This is a genomic window from Thalassotalea loyana (assembly GCF_030161435.1).
GTDB classification, from domain to species: Bacteria; Pseudomonadota; Gammaproteobacteria; order Enterobacterales; family Alteromonadaceae; genus Thalassotalea_G; species Thalassotalea_G loyana.
In genome coordinates this window covers 712,827-734,497 of the sequence record NZ_BSSV01000001.1, presented here as the reverse complement: position 1 = coordinate 734,497, position 21,671 = coordinate 712,827, and the positions used below count along the sequence as shown (strand labels likewise).

14 protein-coding genes are annotated in these 21,671 nt (G+C 40.3%); 4 read left to right on the top strand and 10 right to left on the bottom strand.

Features of this window, described 5'->3' with window-relative positions; all coding sequences use genetic code 11:
• Positions 1-5: 5 nt before the first annotated feature.
• The 5 genes from QQK05_RS03100 to pomA all read right to left on the bottom strand — a co-directional run bounded on the left by QQK05_RS03100 (position 6) and on the right by pomA (position 11,561).
• A complete protein-coding gene (locus QQK05_RS03100; RefSeq protein ID WP_284295932.1) occupies positions 6-368 on the bottom strand; it encodes a hypothetical protein in 363 nt (120 codons plus the stop codon).
• 105 nt (positions 369-473) lie between these two features.
• Entirely contained in the window at positions 474-8,027 is a 7,554-nt protein-coding gene (locus QQK05_RS03095; RefSeq protein WP_284295931.1) for a hypothetical protein, read from the bottom strand.
• Between the two features lie 222 nt (positions 8,028-8,249).
• On the bottom strand, positions 8,250-9,704 hold the full coding sequence (gene thiI / locus QQK05_RS03090; protein ID WP_284295930.1) for a tRNA uracil 4-sulfurtransferase ThiI: 1,455 nt from the start codon (positions 9,702-9,704) through the stop codon (positions 8,250-8,252).
• A gap of 125 nt (positions 9,705-9,829) precedes the next feature.
• The gene (locus tag QQK05_RS03085) at positions 9,830-10,783 is read right to left on the bottom strand and encodes a flagellar motor protein MotB (RefSeq protein ID WP_284295929.1); all 954 of its coding nucleotides are present in this window, start codon (positions 10,781-10,783) and stop codon (positions 9,830-9,832) included.
• Between the two features lie 13 nt (positions 10,784-10,796).
• Positions 10,797-11,561: a flagellar motor protein PomA gene (pomA, locus tag QQK05_RS03080; protein ID WP_284295928.1), complete on the bottom strand. Its 765-nt coding sequence runs from the start codon at positions 11,559-11,561 to the stop codon at positions 10,797-10,799.
• A 255-nt stretch (positions 11,562-11,816) separates the two neighbouring features.
• On the opposite strand from pomA, the gene xseB reads away from it, so the two are divergent.
• From xseB to QQK05_RS03060, 4 genes are all read left to right on the top strand, one after another.
• Positions 11,817-12,062: an exodeoxyribonuclease VII small subunit gene (xseB, locus tag QQK05_RS03075; RefSeq protein ID WP_284295927.1), complete on the top strand. Its 246-nt coding sequence runs from the start codon at positions 11,817-11,819 to the stop codon at positions 12,060-12,062.
• On the top strand, positions 12,062-12,955 hold the full coding sequence (ispA, locus tag QQK05_RS03070; protein ID WP_284295926.1) for a (2E,6E)-farnesyl diphosphate synthase: 894 nt from the start codon (positions 12,062-12,064) through the stop codon (positions 12,953-12,955). Before xseB ends, ispA begins: the two co-directional genes overlap by 1 nt.
• Positions 12,956-12,980: 25 nt before the next feature.
• Positions 12,981-14,843, top strand: a complete 1,863-nt coding sequence (dxs, locus tag QQK05_RS03065) for a 1-deoxy-D-xylulose-5-phosphate synthase (RefSeq protein WP_284295925.1) — start codon at positions 12,981-12,983, stop codon at positions 14,841-14,843.
• A gap of 160 nt (positions 14,844-15,003) precedes the next feature.
• Entirely contained in the window at positions 15,004-15,858 is an 855-nt protein-coding gene (locus QQK05_RS03060; RefSeq protein WP_284295924.1) for a hypothetical protein, read from the top strand.
• 59 nt (positions 15,859-15,917) lie between these two features.
• Here QQK05_RS03060 and QQK05_RS03055 read toward each other — a convergent pair whose 3' ends face one another.
• From QQK05_RS03055 to nrdR, 5 genes are all read right to left on the bottom strand, one after another.
• Positions 15,918-17,942 carry a methyl-accepting chemotaxis protein gene (locus QQK05_RS03055; RefSeq protein ID WP_284295923.1) on the bottom strand — a complete coding sequence of 675 codons (2,025 nt, stop codon included), beginning with the start codon at positions 17,940-17,942 and terminating at the stop codon, positions 15,918-15,920.
• Between the two features lie 272 nt (positions 17,943-18,214).
• Positions 18,215-19,324, bottom strand: coding sequence for a bifunctional 3,4-dihydroxy-2-butanone-4-phosphate synthase/GTP cyclohydrolase II (ribBA, locus tag QQK05_RS03050; RefSeq protein WP_284295922.1), 1,110 nt, complete (start codon positions 19,322-19,324; stop codon positions 18,215-18,217).
• An 11-nt stretch (positions 19,325-19,335) separates the two neighbouring features.
• Positions 19,336-19,998, bottom strand: coding sequence for a riboflavin synthase (locus QQK05_RS03045; RefSeq protein WP_284295921.1), 663 nt, complete (start codon positions 19,996-19,998; stop codon positions 19,336-19,338).
• A gap of 3 nt (positions 19,999-20,001) precedes the next feature.
• The gene (gene ribD / locus QQK05_RS03040) at positions 20,002-21,129 is read right to left on the bottom strand and encodes a bifunctional diaminohydroxyphosphoribosylaminopyrimidine deaminase/5-amino-6-(5-phosphoribosylamino)uracil reductase RibD (RefSeq protein ID WP_284295920.1); all 1,128 of its coding nucleotides are present in this window, start codon (positions 21,127-21,129) and stop codon (positions 20,002-20,004) included.
• 4 nt (positions 21,130-21,133) lie between these two features.
• Positions 21,134-21,586, bottom strand: coding sequence for a transcriptional regulator NrdR (nrdR, locus tag QQK05_RS03035; RefSeq protein ID WP_284295919.1), 453 nt, complete (start codon positions 21,584-21,586; stop codon positions 21,134-21,136).
• Positions 21,587-21,671: the final 85 nt, after the last annotated feature.

Here is a 21,671-nt window from a genome sequence, read left to right as displayed (position 1 = left end):
TAAAACTATAAGCGCTTTCCATTTGCAGTTACTCGTTCATTTTCGAGCAACTGTTGTGCATTTTTATGCTTTGCCTGAACTTTCTGAGTTTGTGTGTTTTTCTTAGAAAGGCTATTACTTACTCTTCCTGACATTTGAGCTTCACCATTACCAGATGCTTTGGCCAGGTTAGTTTTTTCACGGATCATTTTATCTAGTTCTCGTTTAGTAACCTGTAGCTCACGTTCTAGCCATGAGTAATCTTGCTCTTTCTCAATTAATTTTTTCGTTAATTTAGCATTTTCCTCAGACATCTTATTGTTTGCGGTTGCTAGATAACCAGTAACACCGATTAATAAAACTAAAAGTAGTCCAATAACTTTGTTCACTTTAATTCCTTATAAAAAAGGCGAGCATTGCTCGCCTTATGCAAATACGACTAATTATGGAGCATCGTAAACGAAAGGACGAGCATCCAATTCGTCTTTACCAGATTAGTCCTCTAATTCAAATTTTTGATAAAATTGAACTCTTGGTACGATAATCAGTTTAAAATCTTGACCTTCTTCAACATCTTGAATAGGTGGCCCCCAGTATTCCCACTCTAAAACAAATAACTTATCACTAGTTTCAGAGAGGATTCGCCAATGGCGTTTTCGCCACGATACACAAGTATTAGGATCAATAACACAATCAGAGTAAATTGAACCGACAAGCTCACCACTTTCGTTAACATCGGCCTGTGCAGTCAAAATTACTTCATTAAGAGAATCTGCACTCCAACGCCATGGGGTTACACCTTGTCCCGATGAGAAATCATATTCTCCTATGACACGCTGTGCGGTTTGATCATCATTTAGCATAAAACCAAAATAATTCTCTACAATAAGATTGCCAGCTTCATCATAATTTTCAGGATTAGTCAGAGTGAAACTATTCATCATGAACTGGTTAAGAAAGTTATCATATTTAGCGTTTTCATCTACTTTGCTAGCTAATGAAACAACACTGTATTCCTTATTACTAATGTTTGCGATCACTAACACGACATCACCACCACTAGATGATTCTATTCGTTGTAATTTAATAGAATCAGTATTAGAAAAGTCAATATGTATGATGCCTTCATTGAGTGACCAATTGAACGAAGTATCAGATAGCTCCATGTGCCCAGTTAGATCAGAGTTAAACGTAGTAAAATCACTAACTATTGTTTGATACTCAAACTCAGCTTCACTATCAATTTTTACAGGTAAGCCCCAACTGCCAACTACTTCTTCAACGGTGAAATTAATTGCTCCTAATGCGTCCATATCTGCAAGTTCGATAATATGACTATCTCCAATAATCACTGGTTCAGCATCTACACTTCCAAATAATATAGCTCGGTCATCTGCATTTTCTACTTGATAGCTTTTGGTTTCGTTAACCTTAAATTTATCAATTACCTCTCCGTCATCTAACAATAGCAATTCTCGATTTGTAGTTTTAACAAGAAAATTGATTTGCTGGTGACCATAAACACTTAAATATTCATCCAACGCTTCATATGAAATAATGCCTTGATGTGCTAAGGAATTTAAATCAAGAAATTCGACCGTTGCTTCACCATCAGAAAAGCTTACTGACAAAGTATTACCGGTGAAGTAATAATCATAAATATGTTGCCCAGAAGGACCTGTCAATTTCCCTTCACCGTCATTGAAGTTATAGACCTCACCAGAAATATTGCCAATCGATATACTCGGCTCAGATAAATAACCTTGTGCGTACTGTAAATAACGACTTGGAAGCATATCCTCATTAAATGGCAATGCTGCACCAAGTTCATCATCTAATGGATCTAGATCATTTTCATCAACCACACCATCGTTATCATCGTCAGTGTCTGCATTATTTCCAATACCGTCCATGTCAGAATCAATAGTTTCAGTACCATCTAATGGGAAAACATCATCCCAATCATTAACACCGTCACCATCGTCGTCGTCATCCTGGTTATTGCCAATGCCGTCACCATCAGTATCTAACCACTCATTACGATCATAAGGGTAATCATCCTCTGTATCAGCAAAGCCGTCGTTGTCATCGTCAAGGTCAACATCATCTGTTAAGCCATCACGATCACTATCTAACGAGAATTTTTGATAGAACTGAACACGAGGAGGAATCAGTAAGCGAATATCTTTTTCATAGACTTCTTGCCAAATACCGTAATCCCAATATTCCCACTCAAGAACCACCAGTTGATTGTCAGTTTCTTTTAAAATTTTCCAATGACGTTCGCGCCACTTATAACAAGAATCGTCAGCTAAATCGCAATTAGCGTATTGCTGGTAATTCCAATCATAATCGTATTTAGTCGCTCGAGCAGAAAGTTCTACTTCATTAGCGCTAATTTGTGTCCAAAACCAACCATCATTGCCAAAGCCAGTTTCCAGATCAAACTTACCATTATAAATACGGTTGACTGTTTCATCATCATTAAGTCTAAAGCCGAAGTATTCTTCATCCAGAATCATACCTTCTTCGTCATAAGCAAATGGACTAGTCAATGTAAAGCTGTTCATCATGAACTCACCAACAAAGTCGTCAATACTTACATCAGCTTCACCTTTCGCCGACAAGCGAATTAAGCTGTAGTCAATATCATCCACTGTCGTTGTGACCAGAACGACATCAACGTTTTCATGAGACTCTAAACGACTGATGCTTAACACTTCACCCGTAGTGTGAGTAATAATTAAACTTCCGTTGTCTAATTCCCATGTAAACCCAACATCTGAAATTGTTGTTGAACCCGTGTTATCGGCATTAAACATTGCATAATCAGAGACCACGCGCTGTGTTTCGTAGTCAGCATTGCTGTCAAAGGTTACAGGCATACCCCAGCTACCTTCGATTTCTTCAGCTGTATATGCAATGAAGGTTACTGAATCATATTCAGTTAATTCAAGTACGCTACCGTCGGATGTTATCGTTATATCTTCGGCATTTTCGTCACCAAATAAATTGATTCGCTCTTGTGCATCAACTACTCGGTAGCTGATAGTCTCGAGCTGCCAGAAGGTGTCTTTTGTATCACCGTTTTCAAGTAACAATAAGTCTAACGCAATATCTTGGCGTTCCACTTCTATTTGATTTGAGCCGTAATTAGATACGTAATTATCAGCAATTTCTTGAGTGATAACTCCCATATCAGCTAGCGCTTGAGCAGTTTCAAAAGTTAATTCAGGGCTATCACTTGTTAAATCAATCGTTAATTTATCGTCATTAAAACTGTAGCTAAAGTTCGAACTCCCTTCTGGGCTTGAAACATCTACTTGACCATTGGTAAATGAGTAAATATCACCCGTAATATGACCAATTGAGATACTTGGCGCATCTAGCATGCCGTCGAATAAATGAAGGTACTTAGGTGCCAAGTTATCAGCTGTAAAAGCAATACCCGTTGATACATCTGCATCCAACGGACTAAGATCATCTTCGTCGGAAACACCATCATTATCATCGTCAGTATCTGCATTATCACCTATACCGTCTTGATCATAATCAGATGATTCACTGTCATCTTCAGGGAAAACATCTTCCCAGTCAGAAACACCATCATTATCATCATCACTATCAGCATTATTACCAACGCCATCACCGTCCGAATCAGCCCACTCAAAGTTATCTTCAGGGAAAGCGTCGTTAGCATTAGCTATACCGTCTGAGTCAACATCTTGCGAGCCAAACGCAGAATCAACTAAATCACTTTGATACGTTTCATAGAAATTCAATCGACCAGGTATCAACATTTCCCATTGTGGGTTTTCAGGGTCACTGGTTATGTTGTAAATCGACCACTCCATAACATACAAACGGTCGCCTACTTGTTTAATAGGGAACCAGTTACGGTTGCGCCATACGTAGCATTCCTCAGTTACCTCTTCAACACAGCTATCTAGATATGCGTTATTTTCTCGACTTCTAAAGCGATCCATCACAATTGTGCTGTCTTCGGCTTGCTGCCATGCCCAGATTTCAGGGTAATTACCATCTAATAATGTATTGCCGAAGATTCGATTAGCTTCGCCATCATTGTGGAAGTAGAAACCAAATAAATCTTCAAGTGGGAAGTCGGTTGAGCCTGTAGCTGCATAGGCATTACTCAGCGTAACACCACTTAATAGGAACTCTTCAGTTTGCTCGAATTCAATTGGTTCAGCAGAGGCTTTCATTCCCATGTGATGAGCATATAAAGTTTGTTCACCATATGAAATTTCAGCATAAATTGCGACACCATCTTCGTATTGGGCAAACTGTGAATAACTCATACTTAGTGCTTTATCGCCAAGCGAACCAGTCACGGCTAGAACACCTTCATTGATTGTCCAAGTTAATGACAAATCATTAATTTTAGATGTTGCTGTCCCATCACTATTGAAGGTAATCAGGTCGGCAAGAATGCGATTATCATCACTAATTGTTGTCGGCAATACCCATTGGCCTTCTAGGCTTGCACTGTCAAATGCTGTCATTTGTGCAGAGTCAACATCGATATATGAAACTTCGTACTCAGTCTCAACGCTGTTACCAATTAATAATTCTGCTAAGCCAGGATATTGTGAGTATCCATAGCTATCAATCGGCAATTCATATTCTCTAATATCGTTTTGCCAGAATTTAACTAAACCTTGATCATTTTCCACTACATATAAAGTAGAACTTGTTAGTTTTGTGCTTAGCTCAATACTGCAATCCAGTTCATAACAATAATTTTTGGCTTCTTGCATACTAATGAGGCCAAGATCGACCATATCAGCAAATGAAATCCAACTAATGCTTTCACCGCCATCGGTGTAATCTATTGCTAACTTGTTGTTGGTTAATGTCCAAGTAAAGTCAGCTTGACCATGATAACCAGACAATACACCTGAACCCGCTTCATCAAACGAGAAATGAGTTTGTGTACCAGACCACAGCGCAATAATGCCATCATCAACACCAGTTTTATTTTCGGCAACATATTGATTAGCAATATCATCGACCGTAAACGCAGACGCTTGACCATAGTCAGCGTTTTCTGGCGCGATATCCATATCGTTTTCAACACCATCACCATCGATATCTGTATCTACACTATCGGCAATACCATCGCCATCTAAATCATATTTCCTGGTATTGTCACGAGCAAAAGCATCATCAATGTCTTCAACACCATCGTTATCATCGTCGTTATCGAAAATATCGAACTCACCATCACCGTCAGTATCAACCAAACTGAAATGTTCCATCATTTGGTCAAACGCAGCTTGGTTCATCCAAACACCGTCAACATCAGGCGTATTGGCTGCGGTAAATTCGCCTTTGCGAACATAACCACGAGCAAGAGCAAAAAATGTGCGTTCTACTTCTTCAATATCGATGTCAAACCCTGCTAGTTCAGCAACATTTTCTGGCAATGTAAAACGAACAATGTTTTGCTCCATAACCGTTTCTATTCGCCATTGACCTTCCACAGAGAGTAAGCGAGGTTGACCATCATCATTAACAAAGATGCGCATAGTACCTGTATCTTCATTTGACGCTAGTAATTCAACTTCAATACTACCCTGACCGTCTTCATTGTAAGCAATCGTCACCGCTGGCGGGTAATTGCTTACACCTTGATCTGGATGCCATGGGTCTTCAGAGAATAAGTCATCAAGTGCGGTAATCTTTTCTTTGCCGTCAAGGTATAACGTATTACAGTCATTACAATCTTTAATGTAATCAATTTGATATTCATCAGTGCCTGTAATTGCAGTAGCGACATAAACCTTCGCGTCAGCATCAAAATTTGCGGTTTCATCAACATTGAGTGACCAACCAGTCAAGCCAGCACTTGCTAGAGCTTCGCTCATGGACATGGATGTCGAATCGACTAACTCACCTACAATTGTTACCGTGTTACCAACACCATTAACAAATGTTGTTTCACCATTGCTATTTTGAGCAGTCACCGCATAGTCTTGCTCGCTGATTTGCCAACCTGATTGCGTAAGATACAAGTCACTGTCATCATCTTCATCCGCAGATGGTCTTACAAACTCAATAACACCACTGTCAGTTTCATCACTAGGCACATATTCAACGATATCTGCTTGTTTAGTCGTAGGGTCAACCGTTAATGTCTCATAATCAACAGAAACATCATTGTTTTCATCATCAAAATCATCCCACAATAGGTACATTGTGCCTGCGTTGATGTCATCAGCTAAACCACTGTAAGCAACATTTGGATTTGTTGAATCTACATCCTCGTCATCAACAACACCATCGTTATCATCATCATTATCGGCATTGTTACCAATACCATCTTCATCTGAATCTACGGACTCGTTACTATCAAATGGGAACGCATCATTGTCGTCTGATACACCATCATTATCATCATCGGTATCTTCATTGTTACCAATACCATCACCGTCAGCATCCATCGACTCATTTTCATTATATGGCAATGCGTCATTTTCATTTGCTACGCCATCGCCATCGATGTCATCGTCTTCATCATTCGCGATGCCATCGCCGTCAAGATCATCGATCTCAACATCATTTTTTACCGCATCTTCGAGATCGGCAGCTGTTTCGTTCGCGTTATCAGAAACCTCATCTTGAATTTCTTCTTCGCTTAGACCACTATCAGCAAGTTCTTCGACCTGTTCGACAACCTCTTCAGCTACTAACTGGGCAATAGCAGCAACATCCTCGACAGTAACAGTGCCTTCTGAACCATCATTGTCACTAATCAATTGCTCCACAATTTGTGTCACAACTTCAATTGCAGTTGTTACGTTTGCTATGTCTTCTGCTGTTAAACCACCTTCAGTATTCGCTTGATCTGCAATAATATTTTCAACTACATCAGCGATAATGTCGGTGACATCTTGAATATCTTTAACGGCATCTTCTGATAAACCTTCTTCTGACGCGGCTTGCTCTTCAACAAGCTCTTCAACGACATCCGAAATAACTTCAGTAGATGCTTGAATTTCCTCAATGGCTTCTTCGGTAAGCCCCTCTTCGGAAACACCTTGCTCAATAATGTTTTCCGAAACTACATCGGAAACGATTTCTGCCTGAACTTTTGCCTTAGACAATGCTTCGTCGGTAACTTGTTCTTCAGAAACAACTAAGTTGGTATACACACTGCTCGTTGCGTCAGCAACTTGCTCGACAATATCACCAAGCACTGCGTCATCGATATCAGCAAGTTGCTCTGAATTTTCTTCAGTTACTGCGTTCACAGCTGAAGTTACAGCGCCGGCAACTTCACTAATGACTTCTTTTTGCTCTGTTAATGTTCCAGCATCACTTGCTTGGTCAATTACGTTAGCAATTGTAGATGTTACTTCTGTCGCAATAACGACGTCGGCTGAATTGATATCAGTCGTAACATTTTTTGGAATAACTTCACTTTCAATCATCACTTCAGTCAGGACGGTAAGTTCTTCATTTCCATCCGCAATATAGTCGCTTGAAGCCTCGTCTGTTGAAATACCAAGTTGCTCCGCAACATCTTCTTTGGCCTGTTCAATATCGCCGTTTTCCCCAGCGACTAACGATACAAGTGTTGTTACAGGTGTTGCTACATTCTCACCAGGCAATGAGACTAATTGGAATGCCTCACCATCGGCGATAGGAACGCCGTCAGGGTTTTCGTCAGTAATCGTGCTTTCATCAACAGCTCCTGCAGGAATGTCAACTATAACACTCACATCTTCAGGAACTAAACCTAGGCCTGTCGTGTCGATTACACCCTCACCGCCCTCAACGGTTTCTGTAAATGGTTCGCCCTCATCAAGCTGTTTATTGCCATTGAGATCAATGTATGCAATCGCACCTCGAATGTAACCATCAATGACAGTAACGTTGAAGGAAGTTGGTTCAGGAGGTGGCGGAGGTGGTGGTGGAGAAACCACTGGTTTCGGGTCATCTGAACCACCACTACAGGCGCTCAGCATTAATAACAAACCCGCATTTACCGCAGCGGCAATAGGCTTAATTCTCTGATTTTTCATTCGCAATCCTTTGATGTTTATTCTTATTTTTAGCTAAACAACAATCACTTGTGTGAAATTAACTTACGAAATTTATCAAATGGTCAAACCATATACAAGTTTACTGGTTACATTTAATTAACAAATTAAAAGCGCTTTCAATGAATTACTAACATTTACATATAAAAAAGCCAACATGTAAAAAGACATGTTGGCTTTCAGTTTATTGTGCTCGAAATATTATTATGGGCGGTAAACTTTTACGTTTTTGAATCCATTATCATGCAAATACAGCGCTTGAAGTTGGCTCATCACGCCACGCTCACAATATAGGTAATAGTCAACATCTTGTGGTAAGTCACCAAAGTTAGTTGCGAGCTTATAAAATGGTATGTGTTTTACTTCAATACCATCTATTTCAAGCGGGTTTTCATCCTCTTCTTCAGGGCTGCGAATATCAATGACCACTGAATCTTTATCTAGCTCTGAAACCGCATCAATTGACGGTACTTCAGCTTCGGCTTCAGTACCAATGTCACGAATATCACAATAACGAGCTTCTTCAACAACCTTATCTAAAATTGAAAAATCAAAATTAGCTTCTTCAGCTTCAATTTTGCTCAATACAGCCTTTACCGTTGGCTTTTTAGAAATAACACCACAATATTCAGGAATAGTCTTCGCGAAATCTTCGGTACCAATTTTTCTAGCAATATCAATAATATCTTGTTTATCGTACGCCGTTAGCGGACGCAAAATGAGGGTTTCAGTGACACGATCAATAACGTTAAGGTTCGTCAATGTTTGACTCGATACTTGGCCTAAAGCTTCACCAGTAACAAGCGCTTGAATGCCCATTTTCTCGGCGATTTGAGCGACGGCTCTCATCATCATTCGTTTTAAAATGACGCCCATCTGGCCATTTTCAACTTTTTCTAGAATCTCAGTGACAACAGGGGCGAAATCTACAGAGAAAAACTTAACACGATGCGATGCGCCAAATTTATTCCATAAATAATAGCTCACTTGTTTAACACCGACTTCATGTGCAGAACCACCTAAGTTGAAGAAACAGAAGTGCGTACGAGAGCCTTTTTTAATCATCTGATAACTAGAAACACCAGAATCAAAACCACCCGACATTAACGACAATACGTCTTCTTGAGTAGCAATTGGGAAGCCATTCAAGCCCTTGTGTAACTCAGTAACAATGAATAATTTATCTTTGTTGATTTCAATGCGGATAGTTTCTTGTGGGTTCTTTAATTTTACTGATGCAGATTCAACACTTTGGTTTAAGCCACCACCAATGTATTGTTCGGCTTTTAAGGAATTAAAGTCATGTTCACCTGTTCGTTTTACACGAACACAGAACGTTTTGTTTTCTATTGTTTTTGCATGCACCGCTAACGTTTTTTCAAACGCATCGTGTAAGTCGATGAAATCGGTTTGCTGCACTTCAATAAATTGCGCAACACCAGGAATACACTTTAATGTCTCAATTAGCTGATGGCGATTTTCTGGCGATTCATTTTTACTGTTAATCTCAATATTATCCCAGTTTACCCGTGTCGTTACTTGTTCATCCACACGTCGTAATACATTTTTAATATTAGAGTCTAAGATCTTCGTAAAACGCTTGCGCACTGGGCGAGATTTAATCGCGATCTCAGCTTGTAACTTAACAATAAATTTCATCAATCATACCAACCAAAAATAAGTGGCGCGGATTATACATGAAATTCAATCGAACGGCATACCATAAATTGTACAAAAAAAGAGCCACTTAACAGCGGCTCTTTTCATGCAAGTTCGAAATGAGACTATTGCCCTTCAGTTAATGAGATAGGGTCAGTCTCTTTCGCTTTACCTTGGTTGATAGATATTTCAACACGACGGTTTCGACGACGATTTAGCGCGTTCGTATTTGGCACTAAAGGTCTTGTATCTGCATGGCCAACCACAAGTAATCGACTTTCATCAAAATTTGGTACTTTGATTAACTCGTGCGCAATTGCCACAGCACGTTTGGTAGATAAGTCCCAGTTTGAACTAAATAACTCTGAACTGATACCACGATCATCCGTGTTACCAGAGATCATAATCTCTCCCGGCACAGTATTTAATAGCTCACCGATTTCTTGAATAATGGGCTTAAACTTAGGCTGTAGAAAAGCAGAACCTGATGGAAACGAGCCGTTTTCTCGAATACGGATGATAATTTGCTGACCCAATGACTCTAACTCAATGGCACCGTCTTGAATTTGCTCTTCCATTTGCTCAGCAATCTTCTTCACTAGCTCGTTTATTTCAGATTGCTGTGCTTTTTCAAGCTCTTCTTGCGCCTGCTGCATTTGTTGAGCTGACAATTGGTCGGCAGTACTTTGGGACTGACCACCACGCTGTGTACCACGTTGCTCTTGACGACCACCTGCTGAAGTTTCATCACCTGCTTGGAACTCAAGCATTTGTTGGGTCATTTCAATAGTCTGTTGCTGAATCACTTCTATCGGTGTTGGATCGGGTCGACCCGGGCGAAATTCTTGGGCAATAACACTTGTCCCCTTTGGAATATCTTTAACTTCAATTTTGTTTTGAACACCAAAAGCAAACTTCATAGAGCCGGCAATTTGTTTGAACTTCAAAACATCCATTTCTGAGAAAGACAGCAAGAGTACGAAGAAACACATTAATAGAGACATCAAGTCAGCGAATGTACCCATCCAAGCCGGCAAGCCAGCTGGTGGGCACTTACACTCAGGAGGAGGACTAGACATAGTTAAGCCCTCGCTACTCTTCCGTGGTGTCTATCTTACGCTTACTTTCAGCAAGATAGTTTTTAAGTAAGTTTTCAATCACACGCGGGTTTTGACCGTCTTGAATACCCAATACTGCGTCAAGTACGAGTTCCTGATTTAGCTTTTCTTCTGCTAAACGAAGAGACAATTTATTCGAAATAGGTATAGCAATAACGTTTGCCAGGAAAGCACCGTAGAGCGTTGTTAATAGAGCAACCGCCATTGCAGGTCCAATCGCCTTAGGGTCATCCATGTTTGATAACATCGCAACTAGACCAATTAGTGTACCGATCATCCCCATTGCTGGAGCAACTTCAGCGAGCGCTCCTAACATACCAACACCAGTTTCATGACGCTCTGTCGTTAGCGAGATATCTTTTTGCATTGTTGAACGAACAACATCCGCATCGTGACCATCCACTAACATGTCTACGCCTTTTTGCATAAAAACGTTGGTAATTTCAGCTTCTTCTAACGCTAAGAAGCCACCTTTACGTGCTGCATCAGCCATTTCAACTGACTTTTCGATAAGTTCTTCTGGAGTTTCAAGTTTAAACATGAAAGCTTTACCAATAATTTTTCCGATACCGAAAAATTGCCCCATGTTGTAATTAGATAAAACAACAAAAATAGAACCACAAAATACGATTAAGATTGACTGGGTATCAACAAACATACTAATGTCGCCGCCTAGAATCATAGCCATAACTATGAAACCAATTGCGCCCAACATCCCCAGAACCGTAGCTAAATCCACGAAAGCCTCCTAAATGCATTTAGATTTTACATGTTGTTATCAAGCCGATAATACATCATGTCTATTTGATAGGCGAATCAATAACGCCTACTTATATAAATTATCGTCCATTATGTCAGTAACTTAACCAAAATCTAAGGTTTTTTTCTCATCTTTAAAACTAGTCGACAACCACCTGAATTGCCACATTGAAATTTGACCTAATCCCTTATGTAAGGTAACTTTGCGCCAGTGAAAATAGTATGACAAATCGAAATGGCTAAAAAGAAAATTGAAAACCTGAGCTTCGAAGAATCAATTAACGAGCTAAATGATATTGTGGAGCAATTAGAATCAGGTGAACTCGACCTTGAAACGGCAATGACGTTATTCGAGCGAGGATTGAAACTTAGTAAAACGAGCCAACAAAAATTAACGGCCGCTGAGCAAAAAATTAATGTGTTAATTCAAGAGCACGATCAGCAGCCTGTGCCTTTTGACTTCCAACCGAGTGATATGTAGTGACAGTCGCGTTACCTGATCTTGAATATTACCAAGAACGTATCAACCAATATTTAGAGCAAAAAATTGTATCGTTACAGCCTAACGATAAAAAACTGTTAGATGCGATGCATTATGGTTTGTTGCTCGGTGGAAAACGTATGCGACCTTACTTGGTGTACACAACGGGGCAAGCACTTGGTGTTTCTCTCGATGATCTAGACGGTATTGCCGGCGCAATAGAATGCATTCATGCATATTCGCTATTGCATGACGATTTGCCAGCAATGGATGATGATGACTTACGCCGAGGTCAGCCGACTTGCCATAAAGCATTTGACGAGGCGACGGCTATTTTAGCTGGTGATGCCCTACAAACTCTAGCCTTTGACATTATCGCCAACCACAGTTTTAGCGAGCAGGCAAAAGCAGCGCAAATTCAGCTAGTCCAGCATTTAATTAAGGCCTCTGGTTATCAAGGGATGTGTGGTGGTCAGGCACTCGACTTGTCTGCAACCGATAAACAAATCAGTCTTGAGCAATTAGAGAATCTTCACATGCTAAAAACGGGTGCATTACTTAAAGCCGCGGTCATTATGCCCGCACTTATTGCTCCTCTGATTACCTATGAACAGCGTGCTAACTTAGCAGATTTCGCTGATTGTGTTGGCTTAGCATATCAAGTTCAAGACGATATAATTGATATCACATCAAGCCAAGAAGAACTGGGAAAACCAGCTGGTTCGGACTTAGAAGCTAATAAATCGACATACCCTTCTTTGCTCGGTTTAACTGGTGCACAAGCAAAAGCTCAAGACTTATTACAACAAGCACTTCAAGCATTAGACGCTTTGCCGTACAATATGCAAAATTTAAAAGCCTTCGCTCAGTTTATTGTTAGCCGAACGCACTAATTTAGAATTAATAAAAAAGTAATTTATGACGACGAATTTATCTGATTACCCAATTTTAGCGAACATCAATTCCCCTGATGACTTAAGAACGTTATCTCAGGAGCAATTGCCTGCAGCAAGTGATGAGTTACGCCGCTTTTTATTAAATTCTGTCAGTAAAAGTAGCGGCCATTTCGCGTCTGGCTTAGGCACAATAGAACTAACAGTGGCATTGCATTATGTCTACAACACGCCGTTTGATCATTTGATCTGGGATGTTGGTCACCAAGCATATCCTCACAAAATCTTGACCGGCAGACGAGATCAACTTCATACCATCCGTCAAAAAGACGGTTTACATCCTTTTCCTTGGCGTGAAGAAAGTCCATATGACGTATTAAGCGTAGGTCATTCTTCTACTTCAATTTCAGCTGCGCTTGGTTTAGCGGTTGCTGCAGAAAAGGAAGGTAAAGATAGAAAAGTAGTTGCAGTGATTGGCGATGGCGCAATGACTGCGGGTATGGCGTTTGAAGCATTAAACCACGCAGGTGATATCAACAAAGATATGTTAGTTATTTTAAATGATAACGAAATGTCGATATCTGAAAATGTAGGCGCACTCAACAACCATTTAGCGAAAATGTTATCGGGAAGCTTTTATACGGGTTTCCGTGAAGGTTCGAAGAAAATCCTTGAAAACCTACCGCCAATCAAAGAACTGGCAAGTCGTGCAGAGGAACATTTAAAAGGCATGGTTGTGCCGAGTACATTTTTCGAAGAACTCGGGTTTAACTATATCGGCCCGATTGATGGCCACGATGTCAACGGATTAGTCGATACGATCAGTAATATGAAGAACCTTAAAGGCCCGCAAATTCTTCATATCGCGACGAAAAAAGGTAAAGGCTATCAACAAGCCGAAAATGATCCAATTAAATACCACGCGGTTCCTAAGTTTAATCCTGAAGAGACGAACTTACCTAAATCAGCGCCAAGTCTACCAACGTATTCGGCAATATTTGGTGATTGGTTATGTCGTACCGCTGAAACAGATAAAGAGTTAATGGCAATTACGCCAGCAATGCGTGAAGGTTCGGGTATGGTTGAGTTTTCTCAGCGCTTCCCTGAGCAATATTTTGATGTAGCAATTGCTGAGCAACATGCCGTGACATATGCCGCCGGCCTTGCGATCGGAGGTAAAAAGCCAGTGGTAGCGATTTATTCAAGCTTTTTACAACGTGGATATGACCAGTTTATTCACGATGTTGCTATTCAAAATCTCCCGGTGTTGTTTGCTATCGACCGCGCAGGCATCGTTGGAGCTGATGGCCCTACACACCAAGGTGCATTTGACCTAAGTTTCTTACGTTGTATTCCTAACATTACGATTATGACGCCAAGTGATGAACGAGAATGTCAGTTAATGCTTACTACCGGTTATCAACTCGGTATGCCAGCAGCCGTTCGTTACCCTCGTGGTAGTGGTACGGGTGCAAACTTACCTGAAATCAACGAAACGATTGAAGTTGGAAAAGGCAAAATCAAAGTTACCGGTGAAAATATCGCACTGTTAAACTTTGGCACAACACTAGGCGAAGCAGAACAAGTTGCAAAAGAAATAAATGCAACACTGGTAGACATGCGCTTTGTTAAACCTTTAGATGAAACTTTATTAGTAGAGTTAGCAAAAAATCACGATACATTTGTCACCATAGAAGATAATGCAATTGCCGGTGGTGCTGGCTCTGCGGTTAATGAATTAATATTGAGCAGAGGCATTGCCATCAAGATTTTGAATATCGGTTTACCTGATCAGTTTATTAAGCATGGTACCCAAGCAGAAATCCACCAAGAATTAGGGTTAGATGCTAATGGTATTATCGAGAAAATAAATCGATTTAATCAGTAAGCACAAACAATATGTTGATAGAAAACGGCACTCAGTAGAGTGTCGTTTTTTTTTACACCTACAATTAGAGGCAAATATTAAAAGCAATAATTTCAAATACTTAAATTAAAGGCTTGATTCTTGCTTATAATTTAATCGTATACGGCAATTAGGAAGCATTATGAAAAATAGATTTTTAGCAGTTGTAGCACCACTTATATTAAGTGCCAATGTATCGGCGGGTGTAATTGAAGTTACTAATGTCAATAATCTTACTTCAAATGGTAATTGTAACGTCTCTTCTGTTCAAATAACGAGTATCACTACGAACCCCGGTAATGCAGGTGTTACAGGTTTAACGTATCCTATCGACTCCACAAAATGCTTAGGTTATGTAACAACACCTCATAATGACTGGGGCAACGAACCTGTATTCAATCAAGGTCAACTTGGCGACGGTTTATTAAACCAAGAACCGAATAAAGACGGATATTTTGTTGGAGGTTCATATTTTCTTGATCATCCAGATGATTCACTCGTTGATATTGATAATGACGGTGACGCAACGGATCCAGGTTGGATTAGATTGTGGGGTACAGAAGAAGGTTATGACTCAATCGGTAATTATGATTTAGAAGATGTACTCGATATTTCATTTAACCAAGATGGGTCATGGTCAGTGTCAGTTGACCCATTAGCCATTCCGTTTGCAACACAAGCGCTTGGTCGCCCAAGTGTTTTTGATCATTTAGCATTTGTGCTCAAAGGGCCAAACCCCAATAGTGGCCATGAAACAAGTGGCTGGGCAATTTATGACTTTAATTTTAACGAGTTAATTGCTAATGGACTCAATATCAGTCTTGGTGATACCGCATATAATTTTGCAGGCACATGGGATTATGCATCTGTTTCACATGCGAGTATTTGGGCACATGATCCACCCGCAAGTACAACAACGGTAACTGAGCCATCAACAATCATGATAATGGCCTTGGGTTTATTGTGGATGTACTCGAGACGCATTAGACAGTTATAGAACCAAAAAAGCCAATCTTATGATTGGCTTTTTTCTATTTAATGCCTTATTGACAGCGGCTAGTCAGTTTTAAATCGATCGACACTCTTATCCAATTTCACCGCTAATTCAGCAACCATTTCTGAGTAGGTTAATGTCGAAGTCGACTTAGCACTGGTGTCACTGCTCTGCTCCATGACATCGTGGATGCTTGAATTAATATCGTTACTCAATCGGTTTTGTAGTCGAGCTGAATCCGCGATATCAGAACTCATGACGTGCATTTGTTCAATCGCCTGGTTAATTAATAACAAGGTTTGAAGCAACTGATGTGTATCTTGTTGACAATCGCTTGCTTCATTCTTACCAAGATCAATCTCATCCACCGCTTGTGATGTCTGCTGTTGGAGTGATTCAATCATTGAATTGATTTCTGCTGTCGACTCCTGTGTGCGGCTTGCTAGCATTCTTACTTCGTCGGCTACTACCGCAAAGCCTCGACCCGCCTCACCCGCTCGTGCAGCTTCTATCGCGGCATTAAGGGCAAGTAAGTTGGTTTGATCTGCGATACTTTGGATAGTCTCTAAGATACTGCCAATATTGGTAGACTCTTTATGTAACTCAGCCATTAACCCTGATGTTTCATCGAGCATACTTGCTAACGAATTGACTCGGTCATTAGTGCTTTGAGCCATCCCTTTAAGCTGATCACTTTGACCTAAAGCTTCAGACATTTGAGATTCAGCATCACTACTTTTCCCCAATACCACATCTGCACTATCACTCAACTCAGCAGTAATATTTGTCACCTGTTCAACCGTAGCTTTTTGCTCACCTAATGCCTGAGTAACCGACTTAATTTCTTGGCTCGATTGCATTGCAGCAATGTTAAGTTCATGTGAGTTGCGACTAATTTCAGCAATCAGCTCTTTTAAATATTGAATTACATTATTGATGTTTTTAGACAGCTGCCCATATTCGTCATCCGAGTCATCGCGTAATGTTTTTGTTAAATCCCCCTGGCTTACAGAAGTTAACACTTTGTTGATGCGAGTTAATGGGTTAATCATGGTACGAATGGTCGCAAAGGCAATACCACTGCCGATACCCAACACAAGTACCAAAATCAAGATAGTGTTAGTTTCGCCTTGGCTTACGTTTTCTGACAGTTCATTTTGGACCGTAGCTAAGTTCTTATTAACTTTAGCTAGCAACATATCAATCGTATTGATCGCTTGTTGAGACTTTAGTTCTGAAGCTTCTAAGCTCACCTCTAAGCTTTGGATGTTCTCTAGTTGATCTAATTTCACACTAAAAATGTTTTGATCTTGAGTCAGCAGTGCCTTTGACTTTTCATATTCATCGGCGAATTGCTCAATTAAACCATCGGTATCATAGACATCATTTAGACGAGTCAAGAAGCCTAGCATTTGGTCTAAGTTTGCAAGTGCTGTTTGTATATCAGCCTGCGATGATTTTACTTCTTCAATGTCAGTTAAATTAATGACGACTTTAGTAGAATCAATCAAATTAAATAAATAGCCCTCGACTTGGCCAGCAGCACCAGCAATTCGATCGATGTCCGCTTGTCTGTCAGGATCTTCCAAATAAGACAAGTCAACAAGTAAAGCACCGGCTTCATCTAGATGTTCAGCAAGCTGACGTTCAAACTGCACCAAGTTATCATTCGCTTGCAGTACATTAAAACGGAAGTTTTTCATCGTCGTAACAGATGCAACAAACTCACTATATTGGCCTTTAAAACTCTTCATGTCTTGGCCCATTTGATTCGCTCGTAAAAGCTGGGTAAGCACTTTTTCTAGTTCAATTAGCTCGGATTCTTGCTGGGTAAATACAGAAAAGATTGTCTCTAACGATGATGCATCTTTAGCATATGGCAAGAAGCCAGCCTGTTTCGCTTGTTTTAGTAACTGAATCTGAATATTGCTACTTGTCTTTTGAATTGGAATTGCCGACTTTTCTATTTGGCTAGTCGCTTGTTCAACGTTAGATAGAATTCGAAGGTATAAGACACTGGCAATCAAAGTAAGTAATAAAATGATCGAGAAGCCAATAATGATTTTATGGGCAACTTTTAAGTTCATAGGGAACGCCTTTTAACACACTGCTTTATAATTATTATGTATTCCTCCTTTTTTAGGAGGTATGACCTCATAGTACAGAATATTCTCGTAGATATAAATAAGCCAAGTACAGAGGTTAACAATATTTTTACACACGATATAAATAAAGAATCTAACATCTGTAAAGATTCATTTATGTATCGGCGCTGCTTTTAGAAACTTTACAAAACTAAGACCAATAAAAAAGGGGTTACAACATAAGTTGTAACCCCTTCATAAAATTCGAATCTCATTTATTCTGCAATGTATTCAACCACTTCTAAACCAAAACCAGACAATGAGTGGTATTTAGTTTGTGAACTCAATAAGCGCATTTTACGCACACCTAAATTCGCAAGAATTTGAGAGCCAACGCCGACATTACGCGAACCAACATGGCGCTGAACTTCTTTAACGGTCTCGCCATTGTCTTGCTTAGCGTATTTCTGAACCTGTTCAATAAGCGATTGAGGAGACTCGTGCTTACCTAATAACACTAATACGCCACCTTCTTTAGCAATACGCTCTAAAGCATCGCCAATTGGCCATTTGTTAACACTATCACGCTGACTAAATAATAAATCGCGGAATGTATTTTCTAGATGCACACGAACTAACGTTGGATCTTCAGGGTTAATATCACCTTTCGTTAAGGCAAAGTGCGCTTGACCATCAATCGTGTCTTTAAATACGGTTAAATCGAAGTCACCAAATGCCGTTGGTAATTTACATGAAGAAACACGCTCAATAGTTGTTTCATTCGCATTGCGGTATTCAATTAAATCGGCAATTGTGCCCATTTTAACGCCATGCTTTTGCGCAATCACTTCTAAGTCAGGACGGCGTGCCATGGTGCCATCTTCATTTAAGATTTCAACAATAACGGCAGCAGGCTCTAAACCAGCTAAACGCGCTAAATCAACACCTGCTTCAGTATGACCAGCACGATTTAATACACCGCCATCTTTGGCAATTAATGGGAAGATGTGACCAGGTTGAACAATTGAGTGCTCGTTAGCGTTCTTATCAACAGCAGCTAATATCGTCGTTGCGCGATCAGCGGCAGAGATACCTGTTGTTACGCCTTCGGCAGCTTCAATAGATACTGTAAAGTTTGTTGTAAACTGCGCGTCATTCTTTTCCACCATTAATGGTAATTTAAGCGTTTGGCAGCGCTCTTTTGACATAGGCATACAAATAAGACCACGGCCATGTGTTGCCATAAAGTTGATCGCTTCTGGCGTTACCAACTCGGCAGCCATAATGAAGTCACCTTCATTTTCACGATCTTCGTCATCCATCAAGATGACCATCTTTCCTTGAGCGATATCTTCGATAATTTCCTGTGGGGTATTTAATTGCATGGCAACCTCTTTTATTTGATAAACCCGCTACGCGCTAGTAATTCTTCTGTCACGTTGCTCGACGCCCCGTGATGCTTGTTGTCTTTTTTCAATAATAGTCTTTCGATGTAACGTGCCATTACGTCAACTTCAATGTTAACGCTCGTGCCTGCTACATAACTTGGCATAATAGTCTGTTCTGATGTGTGCGGAACGATCGTTAAACGAAACTGGTCTTCGGTTAAACTATTGACCGTTAAACTTACGCCGTCGATCGTGATTGAGCCTTTCTCTGCAATATACGGCGCAATCTCTTCAGACATACTAATCCAGTAGTCCTTAGCGTTGCCGTTATCGGTAATTTGTGAAATTTGCGCGACGGCATCAACATGACCAGAAACAATATGGCCACCAAATCGCGTCGTTGGTAGCATTGCTTTTTCAAGGTTTACACGTTGACCAACGGTGTAGTTGGCAAAGCCAGTACGCTTTAGCGTTTCGTTAGAAACGTCAGCACTAAAGTGATCAGCGCCATACTCAACAACGGTTAAACATATACCGTTCGTTGCGATCGAATCGCCCAACTTAACATCATCCATCGACAAGCTACCTACATCAATGGTGATACGAGCGCCCATCGACGAAACATTGATTGCTTTAATTGTACCAATGGCCTCAATAATTCCAGTAAACATGCTTTATTTCTCAGTTAATTTGGCGACTATTTTTATGTCATTGCCAACCATAGTCATTTCATCTATGGAAAGTTGTTTTGCATCACTTAGCTTTGTTATTGATGGCGTCTCAATTAAGTTTTTGCCATCGCCTCCCAAAAGCTTAGGTGCTTGATATAACGTTAACTCATGAACTAAATTTTGCTCAACAAATGCGCCAGCTAAGGTAGCTCCGCACTCTAGCAAAATATCGTTAAGCCCACGCTTTGCTAATTGTTGCAGGCAATCTTCTAAATCGATTTGACCTGACACACTTTTTACCGTGATATGTTCGACAAAATGTGGCCATGTATGATTGTTTTCAAGGCCAGTTCCAATAATTATTATTTTGGATGGTATTGAAAAGAACTCAAGTTCTGGCGTTAAGCGCGATTTGCTATCAATAACAACCCTAACAGGTTGTCTGAGATTGTCTTTAGGATAGCTGTTTTTTAGCTCGCCTAACTGGTCCCAACGCACATTCATTTTAGCGTTATCAGTAATAACTGATTGAGCAGATGTGATAACCGCACAGCTTTGGGCTCTTAGTCGTTGGACGTCTTCACGCGCTAGTGCGCCTGTAATCCACTTGCTCTCTCCGCTTGCCATTGCCGTTTTACCATCTAGGCTTGATGCCAATTTACAACGAACAAAAGGCATACCGTATTTCATTAGATGAATAAAGCCAGGATTTAGTGCAAGCGCCTCATCTTCTAAAAGGCCCGTACTTACTTCAATACCGGCATCTTCTAACATTTTTATCCCATTACCCGAAACTTGAGGGTTAGGATCAACCATGGCAATAACAACACGACGTACATTTGCATTAATTAATCCTAACGCGCAAGGCGGTGTTCGACCATAATGACTGCAAGGCTCTAAGGTTACATATGCTGTGGCACCATTCGCTTTATTGCCAGCTGCTCTTAGCGCATGTACTTCAGCATGGGGCTCGCCGGCTTTTTCATGAAAACCTTTGCCAACAATTTCATGATTTTTGACAATAACACAGCCAACTCTTGGGTTTGGTGACGTGGTGTAGTGACCTTTTTTAGCGAGCTCAATCGCTAAGGCCATATGTTGTTTATCGGCTTCAGAGAAGTTTACTGACATCGAATTACTCATCGTCCAAACGGGCAATTTCTTCACCAAATTCACGAATATCTTCAAACGATCGATAAACTGACGCAAAGCGAATATAGGCAATTTTGTCGAGTTTTTTTAGTTGGTCCATCAAAATATTACCCACCATTTCACTTTCAACTTCACGTTCACCGGTAGCACGTAATTGCGATTTTAGTTTGTTGATCGCGTTTTCGGTTTCTTCAACACTCACAGGACGTTTTTCAAGTGCGCGTACTAGGCCATTTCTTAGCTTGTCTTCGTTAAATGGTTCTCGAGAGCCATCACGCTTAATAATACGTGGCATAAGAAGTTCTGCTGTTTCAAACGTGGTATATCGCTCATGACAATTAACACATTCACGACGACGGCGAATTTGATGGCCATCAGCCACTAACCGAGAATCGATAACTTTAGTTTCTTGAGCAGAACAAAACGGACAATACATAATGACTTATAAACAAAAATGGTCGCACAATGCGACCATTTTAAACTAATTGCTACCAATTACATTAAATTGGTAAAAAAATTTG